General features: G+C 39.5%; 20 protein-coding genes and 1 other RNA gene. 15 read left to right on the top strand and 6 right to left on the bottom strand.

What is annotated here, in order from left to right; all coding sequences use genetic code 11:
- Position 1 precedes the first annotated feature (1 nt).
- Positions 2–1,069 (bottom strand): DNA polymerase IV, encoded by a 1,068-nt coding sequence (gene dinB / locus HMPREF3020_RS02855; protein ID WP_070775476.1) that lies wholly within the window; start codon positions 1,067–1,069, stop codon positions 2–4.
- Positions 1,070–1,178: 109 nt separating this feature from the next.
- Positions 1,179–1,676 (bottom strand): hypothetical protein, encoded by a 498-nt coding sequence (locus HMPREF3020_RS02850; RefSeq protein ID WP_070775475.1) that lies wholly within the window; start codon positions 1,674–1,676, stop codon positions 1,179–1,181.
- 107 nt (positions 1,677–1,783) lie between these two features.
- Between HMPREF3020_RS02850 and ssrA the strand changes: the two genes are divergently transcribed.
- Positions 1,784–2,149, top strand: a transfer-messenger RNA (tmRNA) gene (gene ssrA, locus HMPREF3020_RS02845).
- A 200-nt stretch (positions 2,150–2,349) separates the two neighbouring features.
- Positions 2,350–2,928, top strand: coding sequence for an NAD(P)H-dependent oxidoreductase (locus tag HMPREF3020_RS02840; protein ID WP_070775474.1), 579 nt, complete (start codon positions 2,350–2,352; stop codon positions 2,926–2,928).
- A 189-nt stretch (positions 2,929–3,117) separates the two neighbouring features.
- On the opposite strand, the gene HMPREF3020_RS02835 is transcribed toward HMPREF3020_RS02840, so the two are convergent.
- Positions 3,118–4,071 (bottom strand): GlxA family transcriptional regulator, encoded by a 954-nt coding sequence (locus HMPREF3020_RS02835; RefSeq protein ID WP_049371217.1) that lies wholly within the window; start codon positions 4,069–4,071, stop codon positions 3,118–3,120.
- 142 nt (positions 4,072–4,213) lie between these two features.
- Between HMPREF3020_RS02835 and HMPREF3020_RS02830 the strand changes: the two genes are divergently transcribed.
- Positions 4,214–5,086, top strand: coding sequence for an MBL fold metallo-hydrolase (locus tag HMPREF3020_RS02830; protein ID WP_049367486.1), 873 nt, complete (start codon positions 4,214–4,216; stop codon positions 5,084–5,086).
- Positions 5,087–5,200: 114 nt separating this feature from the next.
- Here the strand turns inward: HMPREF3020_RS02830 and HMPREF3020_RS02825 are convergent, their stop codons facing one another.
- Positions 5,201–5,491, bottom strand: a complete 291-nt coding sequence (locus HMPREF3020_RS02825) for a DUF1330 domain-containing protein (RefSeq protein WP_049371215.1) — start codon at positions 5,489–5,491, stop codon at positions 5,201–5,203.
- 51 nt (positions 5,492–5,542) lie between these two features.
- Positions 5,543–5,974 carry an organic hydroperoxide resistance protein gene (locus tag HMPREF3020_RS02820; RefSeq protein ID WP_070775473.1) on the bottom strand — a complete coding sequence of 144 codons (432 nt, stop codon included), beginning with the start codon at positions 5,972–5,974 and terminating at the stop codon, positions 5,543–5,545.
- Positions 5,975–6,059: 85 nt separating this feature from the next.
- Here HMPREF3020_RS02820 and HMPREF3020_RS09415 point away from each other — a divergent pair, with 85 nt between their 5' ends.
- Positions 6,060–6,203 (top strand): hypothetical protein, encoded by a 144-nt coding sequence (locus tag HMPREF3020_RS09415; RefSeq protein ID WP_257281737.1) that lies wholly within the window; start codon positions 6,060–6,062, stop codon positions 6,201–6,203.
- Positions 6,204–6,410: 207 nt separating this feature from the next.
- Positions 6,411–7,025, top strand: a complete 615-nt coding sequence (locus tag HMPREF3020_RS02815; RefSeq protein WP_003766668.1) for a CadD family cadmium resistance transporter — start codon at positions 6,411–6,413, stop codon at positions 7,023–7,025.
- Positions 7,026–7,133: 108 nt separating this feature from the next.
- Here HMPREF3020_RS02815 and HMPREF3020_RS09410 read toward each other — a convergent pair whose 3' ends face one another.
- The gene (locus HMPREF3020_RS09410; RefSeq protein WP_070775472.1) at positions 7,134–7,352 is read right to left on the bottom strand and encodes an OsmC family protein; all 219 of its coding nucleotides are present in this window, start codon (positions 7,350–7,352) and stop codon (positions 7,134–7,136) included.
- An 85-nt stretch (positions 7,353–7,437) separates the two neighbouring features.
- On the opposite strand from HMPREF3020_RS09410, the gene HMPREF3020_RS02805 reads away from it, so the two are divergent.
- The 10 genes from HMPREF3020_RS02805 to HMPREF3020_RS02760 all read left to right on the top strand — a co-directional run bounded on the left by HMPREF3020_RS02805 (position 7,438) and on the right by HMPREF3020_RS02760 (position 15,864).
- Complete coding sequence (locus HMPREF3020_RS02805) at positions 7,438–8,346, top strand: AraC family transcriptional regulator (protein WP_257281732.1); 909 nt, start codon at positions 7,438–7,440, stop codon at positions 8,344–8,346.
- 243 nt (positions 8,347–8,589) lie between these two features.
- Positions 8,590–8,985 (top strand): hypothetical protein, encoded by a 396-nt coding sequence (locus tag HMPREF3020_RS02800; protein WP_070775471.1) that lies wholly within the window; start codon positions 8,590–8,592, stop codon positions 8,983–8,985.
- A gap of 3 nt (positions 8,986–8,988) precedes the next feature.
- Entirely contained in the window at positions 8,989–9,213 is a 225-nt protein-coding gene (locus tag HMPREF3020_RS02795) for an excalibur calcium-binding domain-containing protein (protein ID WP_070775470.1), read from the top strand.
- A gap of 191 nt (positions 9,214–9,404) precedes the next feature.
- A complete protein-coding gene (locus HMPREF3020_RS02790) occupies positions 9,405–9,941 on the top strand; it encodes an elongation factor P hydroxylase (RefSeq protein ID WP_070775469.1) in 537 nt (178 codons plus the stop codon).
- Between the two features lie 97 nt (positions 9,942–10,038).
- Entirely contained in the window at positions 10,039–11,121 is a 1,083-nt protein-coding gene (gene prfA, locus HMPREF3020_RS02785) for a peptide chain release factor 1 (RefSeq protein ID WP_054419993.1), read from the top strand.
- Positions 11,121–11,999, top strand: a complete 879-nt coding sequence (gene prmC, locus HMPREF3020_RS02780) for a peptide chain release factor N(5)-glutamine methyltransferase (RefSeq protein ID WP_070775468.1) — start codon at positions 11,121–11,123, stop codon at positions 11,997–11,999. The genes prfA and prmC overlap by 1 nt, the downstream gene beginning before the upstream one ends.
- Positions 11,999–12,802: a SirB1 family protein gene (locus HMPREF3020_RS02775; protein WP_070775467.1), complete on the top strand. Its 804-nt coding sequence runs from the start codon at positions 11,999–12,001 to the stop codon at positions 12,800–12,802. Before prmC ends, HMPREF3020_RS02775 begins: the two co-directional genes overlap by 1 nt.
- Positions 12,803–12,814: 12 nt before the next feature.
- Complete coding sequence (kdsA, locus tag HMPREF3020_RS02770) at positions 12,815–13,669, top strand: 3-deoxy-8-phosphooctulonate synthase (RefSeq protein WP_070775466.1); 855 nt, start codon at positions 12,815–12,817, stop codon at positions 13,667–13,669.
- 66 nt (positions 13,670–13,735) lie between these two features.
- On the top strand, positions 13,736–14,683 hold the full coding sequence (locus HMPREF3020_RS02765) for a 2-hydroxyacid dehydrogenase (protein WP_070775465.1): 948 nt from the start codon (positions 13,736–13,738) through the stop codon (positions 14,681–14,683).
- Entirely contained in the window at positions 14,683–15,864 is a 1,182-nt protein-coding gene (locus HMPREF3020_RS02760) for a lipoprotein-releasing ABC transporter permease subunit (protein WP_070775464.1), read from the top strand. Before HMPREF3020_RS02765 ends, HMPREF3020_RS02760 begins: the two co-directional genes overlap by 1 nt.
- Positions 15,865–15,867 lie beyond the last annotated feature (3 nt).

Below are 15,867 nucleotides of genomic sequence, written 5' to 3'. Positions count from 1 at the left end.
TTTACCACAAGCTCATTTGTTCTAAATGGCTTTCTTCCGGCAAAGTCACGTGTAATCCTACAAGACGAATAGACTTCCCATGGCTACGCTGCCAAATTTGTTCCAGTAATTGCTGAAAGCTTTCTAACGATAAAGTTAAGCCAGTTTTTTCTAAGGTTGTCACTTGAAAATCTTCAAATTTTAATTTCACCCCAATTTTGCGAAAAGCCGTTAAGGGAACATTCGGCGCGCTTCGTTCAATACGGCGAATAAGCTCGGCATAGAGATTATCTAGCAACGCTATACCTTGTTCGAGATGATGAATATTTTCAGATAAAGTGCGTTCTACGCCGATAGATTTTCGTTCTCGATGAGCTTGAATTTCACGATCATCAATGCCATGGCTAAAATCCCAAATTCGCTTGCCCATTTTACCGAAGATATTTAACAAAATAGATTGATCGAGTTTTTGCACATCTTCACAAGTTTCTAGCCCCATTTTCAATAAACGTTCAGAGGTGACTTTGCCCACGCCAGGGATTTTCTTCAATGGCAGTGTTTTTACAAACTGTTCAACTTCATGAGGCTGAATCACAAATTGCCCATTCGGTTTATTCATATCGGAGGCAATTTTGGCAAGAAATTTAAGGGGCGCCACACCGGCAGAGGCGGTCAGTTTTAACTCATCAAAAATCGCTTGGCGAATTTCTTGAGCGATCCACGTGGCAGATCCTGAACATTGTGTACAATCCGTGACATCTAAATAGGCTTCATCTAAGGAAAGTGGCTCAATAATAGACGTATAGCGTTGAAAGATTTGATGAATTTGTGCGGATACCTGTTTATAAAGCGGCATATTGACTGGCACTAAAATCAGGTTAGGGCATTTTTTGATGGCTTGTGCAGTAGGCATCGCACTGTGTAGTCCAAATTTTCGAGCTTCATAATTACAGGTGGTAAGTACGCCACGTTGTCGAGAACTTCCACCCACCGCAACAGGTTTTCCCTGTAGCGTTGGATTTTCACGGATTTCAACAGAGGCATAAAAGCAATCCATATCAATGTGAATGATTTTTCGGGTGGAGTTCATGCTGTAAGTGCGGTCAAAATTAGGCGTGTTTTTAGTATATCGAAAAGAAAATAGCTGTTCAAGTATACAGTTATTAAAGAGCCCACATTACGTGGGCTAGAGAAGAGAATTAACGATCTGAGAGAACGGTTTTATCACCAAGCTGGATAACGCGTTCAATAGGATAAACATCAATTTTTTCTTGTTGGTTCATAAAGACTTTGCGTGCATCTTCAGCCAATTGAACAAATGGAATTTGTAAATTAATATTGATGGATTTACCCGGTTGTAATGGGGTTTCTAAATTGATTTGCATATCTTGGCTGTAAATAACTTTGCGGTTATTCACATACACACCCACCCATTGAATGTTTTTGATTGGTTTTTGACCAATATTAATGATTTCATGTTTGAATGCACTTAATGCTTGGCCATTTTCATCAACCACCATTTCACGATTACCAATATTGATGGCAAGGTATTTGTCGATGTTATCACTCGCTTTTACCGCTTGTTGTTGGGTTTGTGTTGCTTTTGCGGGTGTTGCTTCTTTTGCAATAACTTGTGTGTTAAATGCTAAACATAATGCACCTAATGAAAGTGCGGTCAGAGATTTTAATGTTTTCATTATTCGATTCCTTATAAAAAAGTGGCAAAATTTTACCCTAACTTATCAGGTTAATAAATAGCTTCTTTTCCTTTCTTGGATTTTTTGATAAACTGCCGAACGATTTTGGGGCTGATTCTGGATTCGACGGGATTAGCGAAGCCCAAGGTGCACGTCGAGGTGCGGTAGGCCTCGTAAATAAACCGCAAAAAAATAGTCGCAAACGACGAACAATACGCTTTAGCAGCTTAATAACCTGCTCATAGCCTTCGCTCCCCAGCTTCCGCTCGTAAGACGGGGATAAAGCGGAGTCAAACTAAAACGAGATCGTGTGGAAGCCGCTGTTTGAGGATCGAAGCACTAAATTGAATCAAACTAGCTTAAGTTTAGCGTGTCTGTCCGCATGCTTAAGTGAAATTAAAGACGAGACTAAACGTGTAGTACTGAAGGTAGAGTAATTTCGGACGCGGGTTCAACTCCCGCCAGCTCCACCACAAAATAAACCTATCAAGTCTTATGAAAGACTTTAAAGCCTTGAAAATAATGACTTCAAGGCTTTTTTATTGCGCTTTTAACTTCTATCAAACTCTCGAATTTGAGTAGTACGTTTAATAGTTGGCGCTTATTGATTGGTTAAATTGTTGTATTACTAAAGTGCTTAGTAATCGGTAAATTATCAGCTAAAGGAGCAAAGATGAATATTTTATTATTAGACGGTGGTAAAGATTTCGGACATTCACATGGTGAGTTAAACCACACACTTCACAAAAAAGCGAAAGAAGTTTTGACCGCACTTGGACACAATGTAAAAGAAACTGTAATTGATGTTGGCTATGATGTTGAAGCAGAAATCGAAAAATTCTTGTGGATGGATGCCGTGATTTGGCAGATGCCAGGTTGGTGGATGCACGAACCTTGGACAGTGAAAAAATACATAGACGAAGTATTAACCGCGGGACACGGCAAGCTTTACCACAGTGATGGCCGCCATCGTGTAAATCCAACTGAAGGCTATGGCACAGGTGGTTTATTGCAAGGCAAAAAACACATGCTTTCGCTTACTTGGAATGCGCCGATTGAAGCGTTCACTCGTGAAGGCGACTTCTTCGAAGGCAAAGGTGTGGATGCGTTATACATGCACTTCCACAAACTCAACGAATTTATCGGCTTGACTCGTCTGCCGACATTCTTATGTAACGATGTAATTAAAAATCCACAAGTAGAACAATACTTAACTGATTACCAAGCACATTTGGAAAAAGTATTCGGTTAATTGATAATTGAGAAATATTCGTTTAGAAGGTGAGCATTTTGGCTCACCTTTTTTATTTTTCTCTAATCAAACTTCCTAACGGAGAGAGGGAAGATGAATAGACTGAGTTTAGATCACACAAGCGGTCTAATTTTGAATTGAATTTGCAAAAACACCTAAAAATCTGACCGCACTTTAAAATAAAAAGATCTAAACATCCTCAATTTGAAACTGCTTACGCCAGCGATTCGGTGAAATCTTATGTTTTTTTAAGAAGTGCTGACGCAAGGCGGTATCGCTATGAAATCCACTTTGTTCTGCAATATCAGTAATAGATAAATCTGTGCTTTCCAAAAGCTCTCTTGCTCGTTGTAGCCTTGCTTCAATTAACCATTGATTTAATGACATTCCGGTTGCTTTGCGAAAATGTCGGGTGAAAGTGCTACGGCTCATTGACAAACGTTCGGCAAGGCTATCAGTCGAATGAAGTGCGGTCAGATTTTCATTTAAATAAGCAAGCAACGCATTGATATTATGATTAGGTGTGGAACGAGAAATAGGGCGTTCGATAAATTGTGCTTGTCCGCCTTCACGATGAGGGGGGATAACCAGTATTCGGGCAATATGATTGGCAATTTTCACACCATATAATTTACGGACAATAGAAAGACAACAATCCATGGAAGCTGCCGTTCCTGCGGAGGTAATCAGTCGATCTTGTTCCAAATAAATAGGATTTAAATCCCATTTCACCTGCGGAAAGCGACGAGTAAAATCACTATCTCCCAACCAATGTGTGGTTGCTTTTTTGCCGTTAAGTAGGCCACTGCACGCTAACACATAGGCGCCATAACATAACCCCACTACTGTCGCACCACGTTGATACGCTTGCCGTAATGCTGTTAATAAAGCCTCACTCGGCATTACTTGAGTATCATGCCATCCAGTCATCACAACAATATCGGCATTCTCCAACCACTCTAAACCTCCATCTAAATGTATGTGAAATAGCGAGTTTGTCAGGTTGTCCGAATCGCTAACGATTTTACACTCAAATAACGGCTTGCCGTTTAAATCCGACATAGAAAAAACGGAATATGCCATCGCAAAATGAATGGGCATCATTTGTTCATACACAATCAAAGCAACTGTGGGTTTATTCATTTTATTTCTCCTACTTTGATATGAGCATAGCACAAAAATGACCTGATTATTACGTTTATTGATTTTTCGTCTATTTTTGCGCAATTTTGTTCTCACTATAATATGTTTATTCATTCAATAACGTATTAGAAAAGGAAAAACAATGAACTTAAAAACCTTAATTAGCACTACAGCATTGGCTATTAGTGCAAATACTTTCGTTGTAGATCTTGCCTCTAAAAACACTGATAGCTACCAACATATCCGCAATGCTACTGGTCGCCTAAACTATGCAGGGAAAACTTTTTTAATTGACCCGATGCTTGCTGAAAAAGGACGTTATGCAGGCTTTGAAGGGACATTAAATAGCCATTTGCGTAATCCACTTGTGGAATTACCGATGAAAGCAGAAGATACTTTCAAAGATGTTGATGCCATTATTTTGACTCATACACATGAAGATCATTGGGATGAGGTTGCACAAAAAATTTTACCTAAATCCATCAAAATTTTTGTGCAACATGAACGGGATGGCGACTTACTCAAAGCGCAAGGTTTTACTAACATAACCAGTTTATCGCTAGAAAAACCGGTGGAGTTCGAAGGTATTATTTTAAATAAAACCGGCGGTTCTCACGGCACAACGGAAATGTACGCTGTACCACAATTAGCTGAGATTTTAGATGAGGCGATGGGAGTAACATTCCAAGCGAAAGGTCATCCAACGGTGTACTTGGTTGGTGACACAGTTTGGACTGCCGAAGTAAACAAAGCCATTAATCGTTATAAACCTGATGTAATGATTATGAACACCGGTGATGCACGTACTTTAGCTTTTCCGAATGACGGTATTATTATGGGGTTACAAGATGTTGCCCATGCTCGCCAAATGCTACCAAATACAAAACTCATCACAGTGCACATGGATGCAGTAAACCATATGTCTGTTTACCGTAAGGATTTACGCCAATTTGTCCAAGCAAACAAGCTTGAAAATGTAGCAATTCCAGAAGATGGTGAAACAGTGAAGTTTTAAAAACAAGCGGTTGAGTTCTTAGAATAATTTACAAAAAACACCTAAAAATTTGACCGCACTTTGTTATAAAAAAGCCGTCTGAATTTTCAGACGGCCTTTTTCTAAGAAATAATGTTAATTAATCCCTTCCACTAAAATTGCGCGGCCTGTTGTTGCGCCTAAACGGATGGATTTGAATTGTTCATACTCTGGGCTGTTGTACCATGCTCGTGCGGATGGCATATCTGGGAAACGCAATACTACGGAGCCATCAAAATCTGCACCTTCAAAAGCTTCATGTTCACCATTTGCTACTAAAATCTCTCCACCAAAAGGCGTAAGAGTTGGCACGCCAAGTTGTAAATAGTGGTCATAAGCGGATTGGTCTTTCATTTCATCACGAATAAAGATAACGTAAGCAGTCATAATATTTTCCTTTTCAAAATAATGGGTTGATGTATTAAAACAGCCGTTGTTTTACAAATCAAACGATTGAATAACATTCACATGTAAGCGTACATCGACATTGCCACGAGTAGCGTTAGAGTAAGGGCAAACTTCATGAGCACGAGTAATCAATTTGCGCGCCTCATCTTCAGTCAAACCTGCTACGGTAATCGTAATATCCAAATCCAAACCGAATGCACCATCAGGTTTTTGACCGATGCCCACGCCGACAGTGGTAGAAGATGTTGTGGGTTTCAAGCCGAGTGTCGGTGCTACATGGTTCATTGCGCTATCAAAGCAGGCCGCATAGCCCATGGCAAAAAGCTGCTCAGGGGTTGTACCGTGTTTGCCGCTTTCATTTTGAAATGAAACCAAATCAAAGCCGATTGAACCATCGTCCACTTGAGTACGACCATCACGTCCGCCGGTTGCTGTTGCTGATGTTTTGTAGAAAATTTTCATGATATTGTCCTCAATTCAATATTGGTTAAATGTTTTGGCGTACTGCCGTTGAAAGTGAGTTCATTATATTGAACGGCAATATGAAGTGTTATATGATTTATCCAAATTACTTGCCTATTCCTACAAAACTATGTTCTCAACTGAAACGATAGAACGCTTATTAAAAGTTATTCCACATAACGAAGCCTATTCATCTCCAATTAAAGGCTTGGTGATCAGAGAGCCGTAGAATTGGGAATCAGATGTCAGGTAAACCTGAAAATGTTCAGGCTCGACAGCCCAATTCCCTCTCCCCGTGGGAGAGGGCTAGGGAGAGGGTAAGCAAGCCGCAGGCTTGCCTCTTTAGCGAAAGATACGAATCTGTTATCCGAACGCGATTCGGTTTTTGAAAAAGCCGTGGTGCCAAGGGGGCAGGGGATTCATTATGAGGTGCTTTATGTTTTCGACTGTGATTACTGCTGCTGTTTTATATATTGCTACAGCAGTAGATTTGTTGGTAATACTATTAATATTTTTTGCTAGAGCAAATACTAGAAAAGAATATCGAGATATTTATATCGGACAATATTTAGGTTCTGTAATTTTAATATTAGTTAGTTTATTTCTAGCTTTTGTTTTGAATTATGTTCCGGAAAAATGGGTGTTGGGTTTATTAGGTTTAATACCGATTTACTTAGGTATTAAAGTTGCTATTTACGACGATTGTGAGGGCGAAAAAAGAGCTAAAAAAGAATTGGATGAAAAAGGGTTGTCAAAATTAGTCGGTATTGTTGCTTTGGTTACAGTTGCTAGTTGTGGTGCAGATAATATTGGACTTTTTGTTCCTTACTTTGTGACTTTAGATCTTGTCGACTTATTAGTTACTCTTCTTGTATTTTTAATATTGATTTTTGTTTTAGTATATACAGCACAAAGATTGGCTAATATTTCAGGTGTTGGTGAAATTGTAGAGAAGTTTAGTCGTTGGATAATGGCTGTTATTTATATTGGTTTAGGGTTATTTATTATTATTGAAAATAATACAATTCAAACAATAATATCAATAATATGAATGATACGGGCATTTGAGTATCTGACAAACCTTCGGCTTGCTTCTTCAATACAAGATACAACCCTGTCCGCCCAATAAATCCATATCCGAAAGCATCTTCATGCAGAATTAAGCCAAACCATGAATAAGTTTTTCACCCACCCCATGCGGCCGTTTTTCGTCGGTGCGGCGGTGCTTGCCATACTCGGTGCGTTGGTGTTTTTCATCAGCTCCGGTGCCGTCATTTTGAAATGAAACCAAATCAAAGCTGATTGAACCATCGTCCACTTGGGTACGACCATCACGTCCGCCGGTTGCTGTTGCTGATGTTTTGTAGAAAATTTTCATGATATTGTCCTCAATTCAATATTGGTTAAATGTTTTGGCGTACTGCCGTTGAAAGTGAGTTCATTATATTGAACGGCAATATGAAGTGTTATATGATTTATCCAAATTACTTGCCTATTCCTACAAAACTATGTTCTCAACTGAAACGATAGAACGCTTATTAAAAGTTATTCCACATAACGAAACCTATTCATCTCCAATTAAAGGCTTGGTGATTCGCCATGCCGATCAGCCGTTTTGCTATGAGGGTATTATTCAAGAACCGAGCATTTGCATCGTGTTAAGTGGGGAACGTGAAGTGCAGCTAGGCGAACAATGCTACCGATTTGATAATCAACATTTTATGTTTTGCCCAGTAAACATACCGATGCGTGGCGAGATTAAATATGCAGAGCCGCAAAAGCCGTTTTTAGTGATGTCGATGAAAATTGATATTGAAAGCGTTAGCAAGATTTTATTAGCAAATCCAAACCTTGCAGATGATGTTCAACAGGGCGACGAAGGTTTTGCACAATGGCATTTGGATGAATCTCTCAAAAATGCCGTTGAACGCTTATTACTCTTGCACGAAAATCTAAAAGATATTGAGTTTCTTGCACCCCTTATCCAACAAGAAATATATTATCGACTCCTTACAGGCGAACAAGGTGGCAAATTTAAAGCCATGGTAAGCAATGGATCGCATACCAAAAAAATCGCCCAAGCCACCTACTATCTGCAACAACATTTTAGTGAAACCATCACCGTGGAAACCTTGGCAAATCTATGTGGTATGTCGCTGTCTGGCTTTCATAGTCATTTTAAGAAGATAACCAGCCTTTCACCACTGCAATATCAAAAATCCTTACGTCTGATGGAAGCCAGACGACTGATCGCACAAGAAGAGCGAGGCATTACCGAAACCGCTTACCAAGTCGGCTACGAGTCACCTAGCCAATTCAGCCGTGAATACAAACGGTATTTCGGGCATGCGCCCAAGGGGGATATTAAATAGATGAGGCTTAAAGATAGGTTTAAAAACACCTAAAAATTTGACCGCACTTTATTATTTAAAAAACCGTTTGAAACGATCATTCAGACGGTTTTTTATTTACTCAAGGTTTTGTGAAAGATAATTAAAAGTGAGATAATACTCAAGCCTTTTTCAGGCAAATGTTGAATTTAAATATTTTTCCAATATTTATAATATTTTTCAGTAATTTTTGATTTTAATAAAACTAAATCTAAGGAAACCCAAATGAAAAAATCACTGTTAATTTTAACTACTTTCTTATCAGTATCATCTTTTTCTTATGCTAATAATCTTCCCGTAGCATATAAACAAGCATTGAGCGATCTTGATATCGTTGGAGCAGAATTACAAGGCGATTTTCTTTCTGTAACATTTAATCGTGATAAAATCGGAAAAATCATGCTTGAAAGTGTTATCACTAATATTTGCTATCAAATGTATTTAGATAAAAAGTTTGCAAAAAAATTAGATCTAAAGCGTGTAATGATAGCTAATAAGCATTATACGCATAGTTTTAATTTTGAAACGGATGTTAAGCAGTATTGCAATAACATAAGTAAACTAAATGATGAGCAACAAAAAGCACAGTTTCCATTTGATCGGTATGTATCGGAGAATTAAAAAATGAAATTATTTATTTTGATCCTTTCTTCATTTTTTATTATTTCATCCCCTGTATTAGCAAAAAGTAAAAAAGCTAATACTGAACAGTTTAGTTGTGCTGAAAGAAAATATTGTAAGGAAATGAGTTCATGTGCAGAAGCTAAATATCATTTAAACGAATGTGGTGAAGGTCGTTTAGATCGAGATGGTGATGGAGTACCCTGTGAAAATGTTTGTAGACGGTAATATATGATATAAGCGGTCAATGGACCGCTTTATTTTTCCCTTTCCGCTTAACTCCTAAAGCTAGGCTTATTGCATCACTGCATAGTAGAGAAAATGCCAATATTTACCCAAGATTTTGTGAAAAACATTAAAAATGAGATAATTCTCAGATCTTTTAAGAGGCGTTATTTATAAAAATATTTGGAGAAAGCATGGAACACAAACTTGAGGATATCATTGCGATTTTTAATCAATGTTTTGAAGAAGAATATAATACGCGATTGGTTAAAGGTGGGGATGAGCCGATTTACATTCCTGCAAATGATGAGGAGCCTTATAACGCCATTTACTTTGCGAGAGGCTTTTATAGCAGTGCATTACATGAAATTGCCCATTGGTTAGTGGCGGGGAAAGAGCGCCGTAAATTAGAAGATTTTGGCTATTGGTATGAGCCGGATGGTCGTTCTGAAGCACGTCAACGTGATTTTGAAAAGGTCGAAGTGAAACCTCAAGCATTGGAATGGATTTTAGCCACAGCGGTGGGTTTTCGTTATTTTGCCAGTGCGGATAATTTGAATGGCAATCCAGGGGATACCCAACCATTTAAGCAAGCGGTGTATGAGCAAGTGAAAACCTATGCAGAAAAAGGCTTACCAAAACGCGCAGAAACCTTGCGTCATGCGTTGGCTCAATTTTATGGTACAGAAGATCGAATTGATTTAGCGAAATTTGATGTGACTCGCATCTAAAGTGCGGTCATTTTTAGGCAGATTTTGCGTCTGTCAATTTTCCTTAAAATCGGCTAAAATAGGCCGATTTTATTTTTGGATTTAACTTTAGAAAGATATGAAAGATTCTATTATTGCAAAACTTGAAAGTTTAAAAGAACGTTATGAAGAATTAGAGGCATTGCTAGGCGATGCGTCGGTTATTTCGGATCAGGATAAATTCCGTGCGTATTCTAAAGAATATTCACAACTTGAAGATGTGGTGAAATGTTTTAATCGTTGGAATCAGCTTAATTCTAACATTGCTGAAGCAGAATTGATGTTAGATGATCCTGAAATGAAAGAAATGGCAGAAATGGAAATTGAAGAATCCAAAGCCGAAATTGAAGACGTGGAACAACAACTTCAAATTCTTTTATTACCCAAAGATCCAAATGATGAATATAACTGCTATTTAGAAATTCGTGCGGGTACTGGTGGGGATGAAGCGGGTATATTTGCCGGCGATTTATTCCGTATGTACAGCCGTTATGCAGAAAGTAAACGCTGGCGTGTTGAAATGCTCAGCGCAAATGAAAGCGAGCAGGGCGGTTATAAAGAAGTCATCGTCAAAGTAAGCGGTGATGGCGTGTATGGACAGTTAAAATTTGAATCAGGCGGCCACCGTGTACAACGTGTACCAAAAACAGAAAGTCAAGGCCGTATTCATACCTCCGCTTGTACTGTTGCGGTTATGCCTGAATTGCCAGAATCTGAAATGCCGGAAATCAATCCAGCAGATTTACGTATTGATACCTACCGTTCATCTGGTGCAGGTGGTCAGCACGTTAATACAACAGACTCTGCAGTACGTATTACCCACATTCCAACAGGTATTGTGGTGGAATGTCAGGATGAGCGTTCACAACATAAAAATAAAGCTAAAGCGATGTCTGTATTGGCTTCACGTATTGTTCAAGCGGAGCAAGAACGTCAAGCCGCAGAGCAAGCAGATACCCGCCGTAACTTATTAGGTTCAGGCGACCGTTCTGATAAAATTCGTACTTATAACTACCCACAAGGTCGTGTAACAGATCACCGTATCAACTTAACGCTCTATCGCTTAGATGAAGTGATGAACGGCAAAATTGACGAGCTTATTCAACCGATTATTACTGAATATCAGGCAGATCAATTAGCGGCGTTATCTGAGAGTAATTAATGACCTATCAACAATGGCTTGCCGATGCTGTGCAAGCCTTAAATCAGATAAATCCGACAGAGAATAGCAAAGTTGATGCGTTAGTGCTATTGCAACACGCAACGGGCAAATCAAGAACGCAAATTTTAGCTTTCGATGAAACGGAAATTGATGAAAAAGTGCGGTTAAAATTGACCGCACTTTTAGATCGTCGTTTAAAAGGCGAGCCTATCGCTTATATCCTCGGTGAAAAAGAATTCTGGTCCTTACCTTTAAATGTGTCGGAAGGAACATTAATTCCTCGCCCCGATACTGAAATTCTTGTAGAAAAAGCATTACACATTGCGTTAGAAAAACTGGAAGAAAATCCACCGCACTTTCGTATTCTCGATCTCGGAACCGGCACTGGCGCCATTGCGTTGGCGTTGGCTTCTGAGCTTTCTCCTATTTGTCAAAAAAAGCATATTCAATTGGATGTTATTGGTATTGATTTAATGCCTGAAGTCGTCAAATTAGCGCAATCCAATGCAGAAAAAAATCAGCTCAAGGTGCAATTTTTGCAGAGTAGTTGGTTTGAAAATGTTGAAGGGCAGTTTGATATTATCATCAGTAATCCGCCTTATATTGATGAAACCGATGAGCATCTTTTCCAAGGTGATGTGCGTTTCGAACCTCGTTCGGCGTTGGTAGCGGGTGAAAGCGGTTTAGCTGATTTACGTCATCTTATTGAGCGAGCTCCAGTACATTTAAAAGATAACGGTTATTTATTGTTAGAGCACGGCTGGAAACAGGGCGAAGAAGTGCGGTCAATTTTCTGGCAAAATCATTGGCAAGGGGTTGCAACCATACGGGATTATGGCGACAATGAGCGCGTAACGTTGGGATATTGGAATCGGTAATGAAATACGATCAAAAAGCCTTATATGCTGAACTGACTCATTTTTATCTGAGCATTTGTGAGAAAGAGCAACTTGATGAGCCTCGTATAAGAGGGCTTGTTGGAAGCTTGGTGCGCAAAGCTCGCCAAGCTATTCCAGAAGAATGGGATGATAAAGCTAAAATTCATCAACTCTTGCAGCTATTTTATGGCGATTGGGGCTTTCATTGCGATGCGGATAATTATTTCTATGCTCGCAATTTATACCTTCCGTATATTTTAGAAGAACGTGAAGGTATGCCAGTGAGCCTTGGCGCCTTAATCCTTTATTTGGCAGCAAGTTTAAAATTGCCGATTTATCCCGTGAATTTCCCGACGCAACTGATTTTACGTGCAGAAGTAGAGGGTGAAGTAGCGTTTATAGATCCTTGGAGCGGAAAATATATTTCAGTGGATGAATTGAAAAAACTCTATGAAGGCGCCTTTGGTTTTGGGGCTCAAATTCAACCTGAGGATTTAGCTCGAGCAGATATTCCGATGCTTACCGTACGTTTCCGTCAGCTCGCCAAGAATGCCTTAATTCGTGAAGAACAAAATGATTTGGCTTTTAATTATATCCAATTCTTGTTAGCGGGAAGAAAAGATCCTTACGATATTCGCGATCGTGGCTTAGTGTTGGCGCAAATGGGCGCTTATCCTTCAGCCATTGAGGATTTGGAATATTTTGTGGATCAATGTCCAAATGATCCCACTTCTTCTCTGTTAAAAACTCAACTTTTAGAACTGAAAGGCGAAGCATTGAAAGATGCCAATGCCATCCATTAAAAAGGAAATATTATGCAAAATAAAATTGTAAAAATTGGCAATATTGATGTCGCAAATGACAAACCCTTTGTGCTTTTCGGCGGGATGAACGTGCTTGAAAGTCGCGATATGGCGATGCAAGTTTGTGAAGCTTACGTGAAAGTGACTGAAAAGGTGGGTGTGCCTTATGTTTTTAAGGCATCTTTCGATAAAGCTAACCGTTCTTCAATTCATTCTTACCGTGGTCCAGGCATGGAAGAAGGTTTAAAAATTTTCCAAGAGATAAAAGAAACCTTTGGCGTGAAAGTGATTACCGATGTCCACGAAATCTATCAATGTCAGCCTGTTGCTGATGTGGTGGACGTGATTCAGTTACCGGCATTCTTGGCTCGTCAAACTGATTTAGTCGAAGCCATGGCAAAAACCGGTGCGGTGATTAACGTGAAAAAACCACAATTCTTAAGTCCAGGTCAAATGGGTAATATCGTGAATAAATTTGAAGAATGTGGTAACGATAAAATCATCCTTTGTGATCGTGGTTCGAACTTTGGCTACGATAATTTAGTGGTGGATATGTTAGGTTTCGGCGTAATGAAAAAAGTGTCGAAAGGTAGCCCAGTTATTTTTGACGTGACCCATTCATTACAATGCCGTGATCCGTTTGGTGCCGCTTCAGGTGGTCGTCGTGAACAAGTGACCGAATTAGCCCGTTCTGGCTTAGCAATAGGCATTGCAGGCTTATTCTTAGAAGCGCATCCAAATCCAAATCAAGCAAAATGTGATGGCCCTTCTGCATTGCCACTTTCGGCATTAGAAGGTTTTGTCTCACAGATGAAAGCCATTGATGATTTAGTGAAATCTTTCCCTGAATTAGATACGTCTATCTAATTGAGAAGTGCGGTTGAAAACAGCGTTGTTTTTGACCGCACTTTTGTTCTGTAAAAGGAGATAACAATGAATATCGTATTTTTAGATAGCACCGCAATTCCGAAACATATTCCTATTCCTCGCCCAAGCTTTCCGCATAACTGGGTAGAGTATGAATATACTTCTGCGAAGCAAACTATTGAGCGAGCAAAAGACGCGGATATTATTATCACCAGTAAAGTGATTTTAAGCCGCGAGGTGTTGCAACAACTACCTAAATTAAAATTGATTGCTCTCACCGCAACAGGCACCAATAACGTGGATTTAGACGCAGCAAAAGAATTGGGTGTGACGGTTAAAAATGTGACGGGTTATTCTGTCACGACTGTACCTGAGCACGTATTGGGGATGATTTTTGCGTTAAAACACAGCTTGGCTGGTTGGCAGCGTGATCAAATCACTGGAAAATGGACTGAGAGTAAACAGTTCTGCTACTTTGATTATCCCATTACAGATGTTAAAGGTTCAACATTAGGCGTGTTTGGAAAAGGCTGTTTAGGTACAGAAGTAGGGCGTTTAGCAGAGCTTTTAGGCATGAAAGTCCTGTATGCTGAACATCGAAATGCGACAACTTGTCGTGAAGGTTACACGCCTTTTGAAGAGGTGCTAAAACAGGCCGATATTCTGACATTGCATTGTGCATTGACTGAAACAACTAAAAATTTAATCAATCAAGAAACCTTGTCACTTTGTAAGAAAGGTGCGTATTTAATCAATACTGGTCGTGGTCCATTGATTGACGAGCAAGCGGTTTGTGACGCATTAAAATCAGGACAATTAGGTGGTGCCGCATTAGATGTGTTAGTGAAAGAACCACCTGAGAAAAACAATCCACTGATTGAATTAGCGAAAACGATGCCGAATTTAATTATCACACCTCATATTGCTTGGGCGAGTGATAGTGCGGTAACTACGCTAACGAAAAAAGTGATGCAAAATATCGAAGATTTCGTTCAACAATTAAATCAAAAATAATGAATTTACCTATTTCTTTATACATCGCCCTGAGATACTGGCGTGCAAAAAGCGCCGATCGTTTTGGGCGACTTGTTGCTAATTTGGCAAGCTTTGGCATCGTACTGGGTGTGATGGCATTGATTATTGTGCTTTCTGTCATGAATGGCTTAGAAGGCTATCAAAAACAACAGGTGCTTTCGAGCATTCCTCACGCGATTGTTAGCCAAGAAGCGCCTATTTCGGCAGCAAAACCGCTTGAAAATACACCGCACTTTGTGCAAAAAGCCGTGCCAATTAATACGACAAATGTTGTGTTTCAAACAGCAAAAGGCGTGAGTGCCGGACAAGTAATTGGTATTCAGTCTTTTTTAGATGATCCTTTACTGGAAGGTTTCGATCCTAGCCAATTTAATCAACTTTTACCGCAAGGTGAGTTCAAGCTAATTATTGGCGATAATCTGGCTCAAAAATTAGGTTTAGCGGTGGGCGATAAAGTTCGCTTAATGATTACGGAAAACAGCCAATACACCCCATTTGGTCGTGTGCCGATGCAGCGTTTATTTACCGTGAGTGAGATTTACTATGATTATGGTGAAGCGTCAGGTTATGAAGTTTTTGCTAATTTAGCGGATATTGGTCGCCTAATGCGTATTCAACCAGGTGAGGCTCAAGGCTATCGTTTATTCCTGGATGATCCTTTCCAAATCACAGAATTGCCGAGTTATTTTAAAGAGAGTCATATCAGCGATTGGCGTGTCCAAAAAGGGGAGTTTTTCCAAGCCGTTCGTATGGAAAAAAATATGATGGGCTTGTTGATTAGTTTAATTATTGTTGTTGCGATTTCCAATATTGTGACCTCATTAAGTTTAATGGTGGTGGATAAACAAGGGGAAATCGCCATTTTGCAAACGCAAGGTGTGACTAAATCACAAGTGCGTTCGATCTTTATTTATCAAGGTTTATTGGTGGGACTAGTGGGCACGTTGATTGGTGCCGTACTGGGCGTATTAATTACCTTAAACCTTGGGGCAATTTTAAGTGCGGTCAATCCTAACGGTGTTTTCTTGCCAACATCCATTGAGCCTGTGCAAGTCATTATTGTGATAGCCTTTTCTTTATTGTTATCTTTATTATCAACCATTTATCCAGCTTATCGTGCGGCAAAAACTGAGCCGGCGGAAGCATTACGTTATGAGTAAAAT

Origin of the sequence: Haemophilus sp. HMSC068C11 (assembly GCF_001815355.1) — a bacterium.
In the GTDB taxonomy this organism is placed as follows: Bacteria; Pseudomonadota; Gammaproteobacteria; order Enterobacterales; family Pasteurellaceae; genus Haemophilus_D.
Note: the sequence above shows the minus strand (reverse complement) of the source record. Positions and strands in the feature narration are given on the sequence as shown.

Excerpts from the sequence above, each read along its gene's own strand:
- dinB (WP_070775476.1), bottom strand. The coding sequence starts at position 1,069 with ATGAACTCCACCCGAAAAATCATTCACATTGATATGGATTGCTTTTAT.
- HMPREF3020_RS02850 (WP_070775475.1), bottom strand. The coding sequence starts at position 1,676 with ATGAAAACATTAAAATCTCTGACCGCACTTTCATTAGGTGCATTATGT.
- HMPREF3020_RS02840 (WP_070775474.1), top strand. The coding sequence starts at position 2,350 with ATGAATATTTTATTATTAGACGGTGGTAAAGATTTCGGACATTCACAT.
- HMPREF3020_RS02835 (WP_049371217.1), bottom strand. The coding sequence starts at position 4,071 with ATGAATAAACCCACAGTTGCTTTGATTGTGTATGAACAAATGATGCCC.
- HMPREF3020_RS02830 (WP_049367486.1), top strand. The coding sequence starts at position 4,214 with ATGAACTTAAAAACCTTAATTAGCACTACAGCATTGGCTATTAGTGCA.
- HMPREF3020_RS02825 (WP_049371215.1), bottom strand. The coding sequence starts at position 5,491 with ATGACTGCTTACGTTATCTTTATTCGTGATGAAATGAAAGACCAATCC.
- HMPREF3020_RS02820 (WP_070775473.1), bottom strand. The coding sequence starts at position 5,974 with ATGAAAATTTTCTACAAAACATCAGCAACAGCAACCGGCGGACGTGAT.
- HMPREF3020_RS02815 (WP_003766668.1), top strand. The coding sequence starts at position 6,411 with ATGTTTTCGACTGTGATTACTGCTGCTGTTTTATATATTGCTACAGCA.
- HMPREF3020_RS09410 (WP_070775472.1), bottom strand. The coding sequence starts at position 7,352 with ATGAAAATTTTCTACAAAACATCAGCAACAGCAACCGGCGGACGTGAT.
- HMPREF3020_RS02800 (WP_070775471.1), top strand. The coding sequence starts at position 8,590 with ATGAAAAAATCACTGTTAATTTTAACTACTTTCTTATCAGTATCATCT.
- HMPREF3020_RS02795 (WP_070775470.1), top strand. The coding sequence starts at position 8,989 with ATGAAATTATTTATTTTGATCCTTTCTTCATTTTTTATTATTTCATCC.
- HMPREF3020_RS02790 (WP_070775469.1), top strand. The coding sequence starts at position 9,405 with ATGGAACACAAACTTGAGGATATCATTGCGATTTTTAATCAATGTTTT.
- prfA (WP_054419993.1), top strand. The coding sequence starts at position 10,039 with ATGAAAGATTCTATTATTGCAAAACTTGAAAGTTTAAAAGAACGTTAT.
- prmC (WP_070775468.1), top strand. The coding sequence starts at position 11,121 with ATGACCTATCAACAATGGCTTGCCGATGCTGTGCAAGCCTTAAATCAG.
- HMPREF3020_RS02775 (WP_070775467.1), top strand. The coding sequence starts at position 11,999 with ATGAAATACGATCAAAAAGCCTTATATGCTGAACTGACTCATTTTTAT.
- kdsA (WP_070775466.1), top strand. The coding sequence starts at position 12,815 with ATGCAAAATAAAATTGTAAAAATTGGCAATATTGATGTCGCAAATGAC.
- HMPREF3020_RS02765 (WP_070775465.1), top strand. The coding sequence starts at position 13,736 with ATGAATATCGTATTTTTAGATAGCACCGCAATTCCGAAACATATTCCT.
- HMPREF3020_RS02760 (WP_070775464.1), top strand. The coding sequence starts at position 14,683 with ATGAATTTACCTATTTCTTTATACATCGCCCTGAGATACTGGCGTGCA.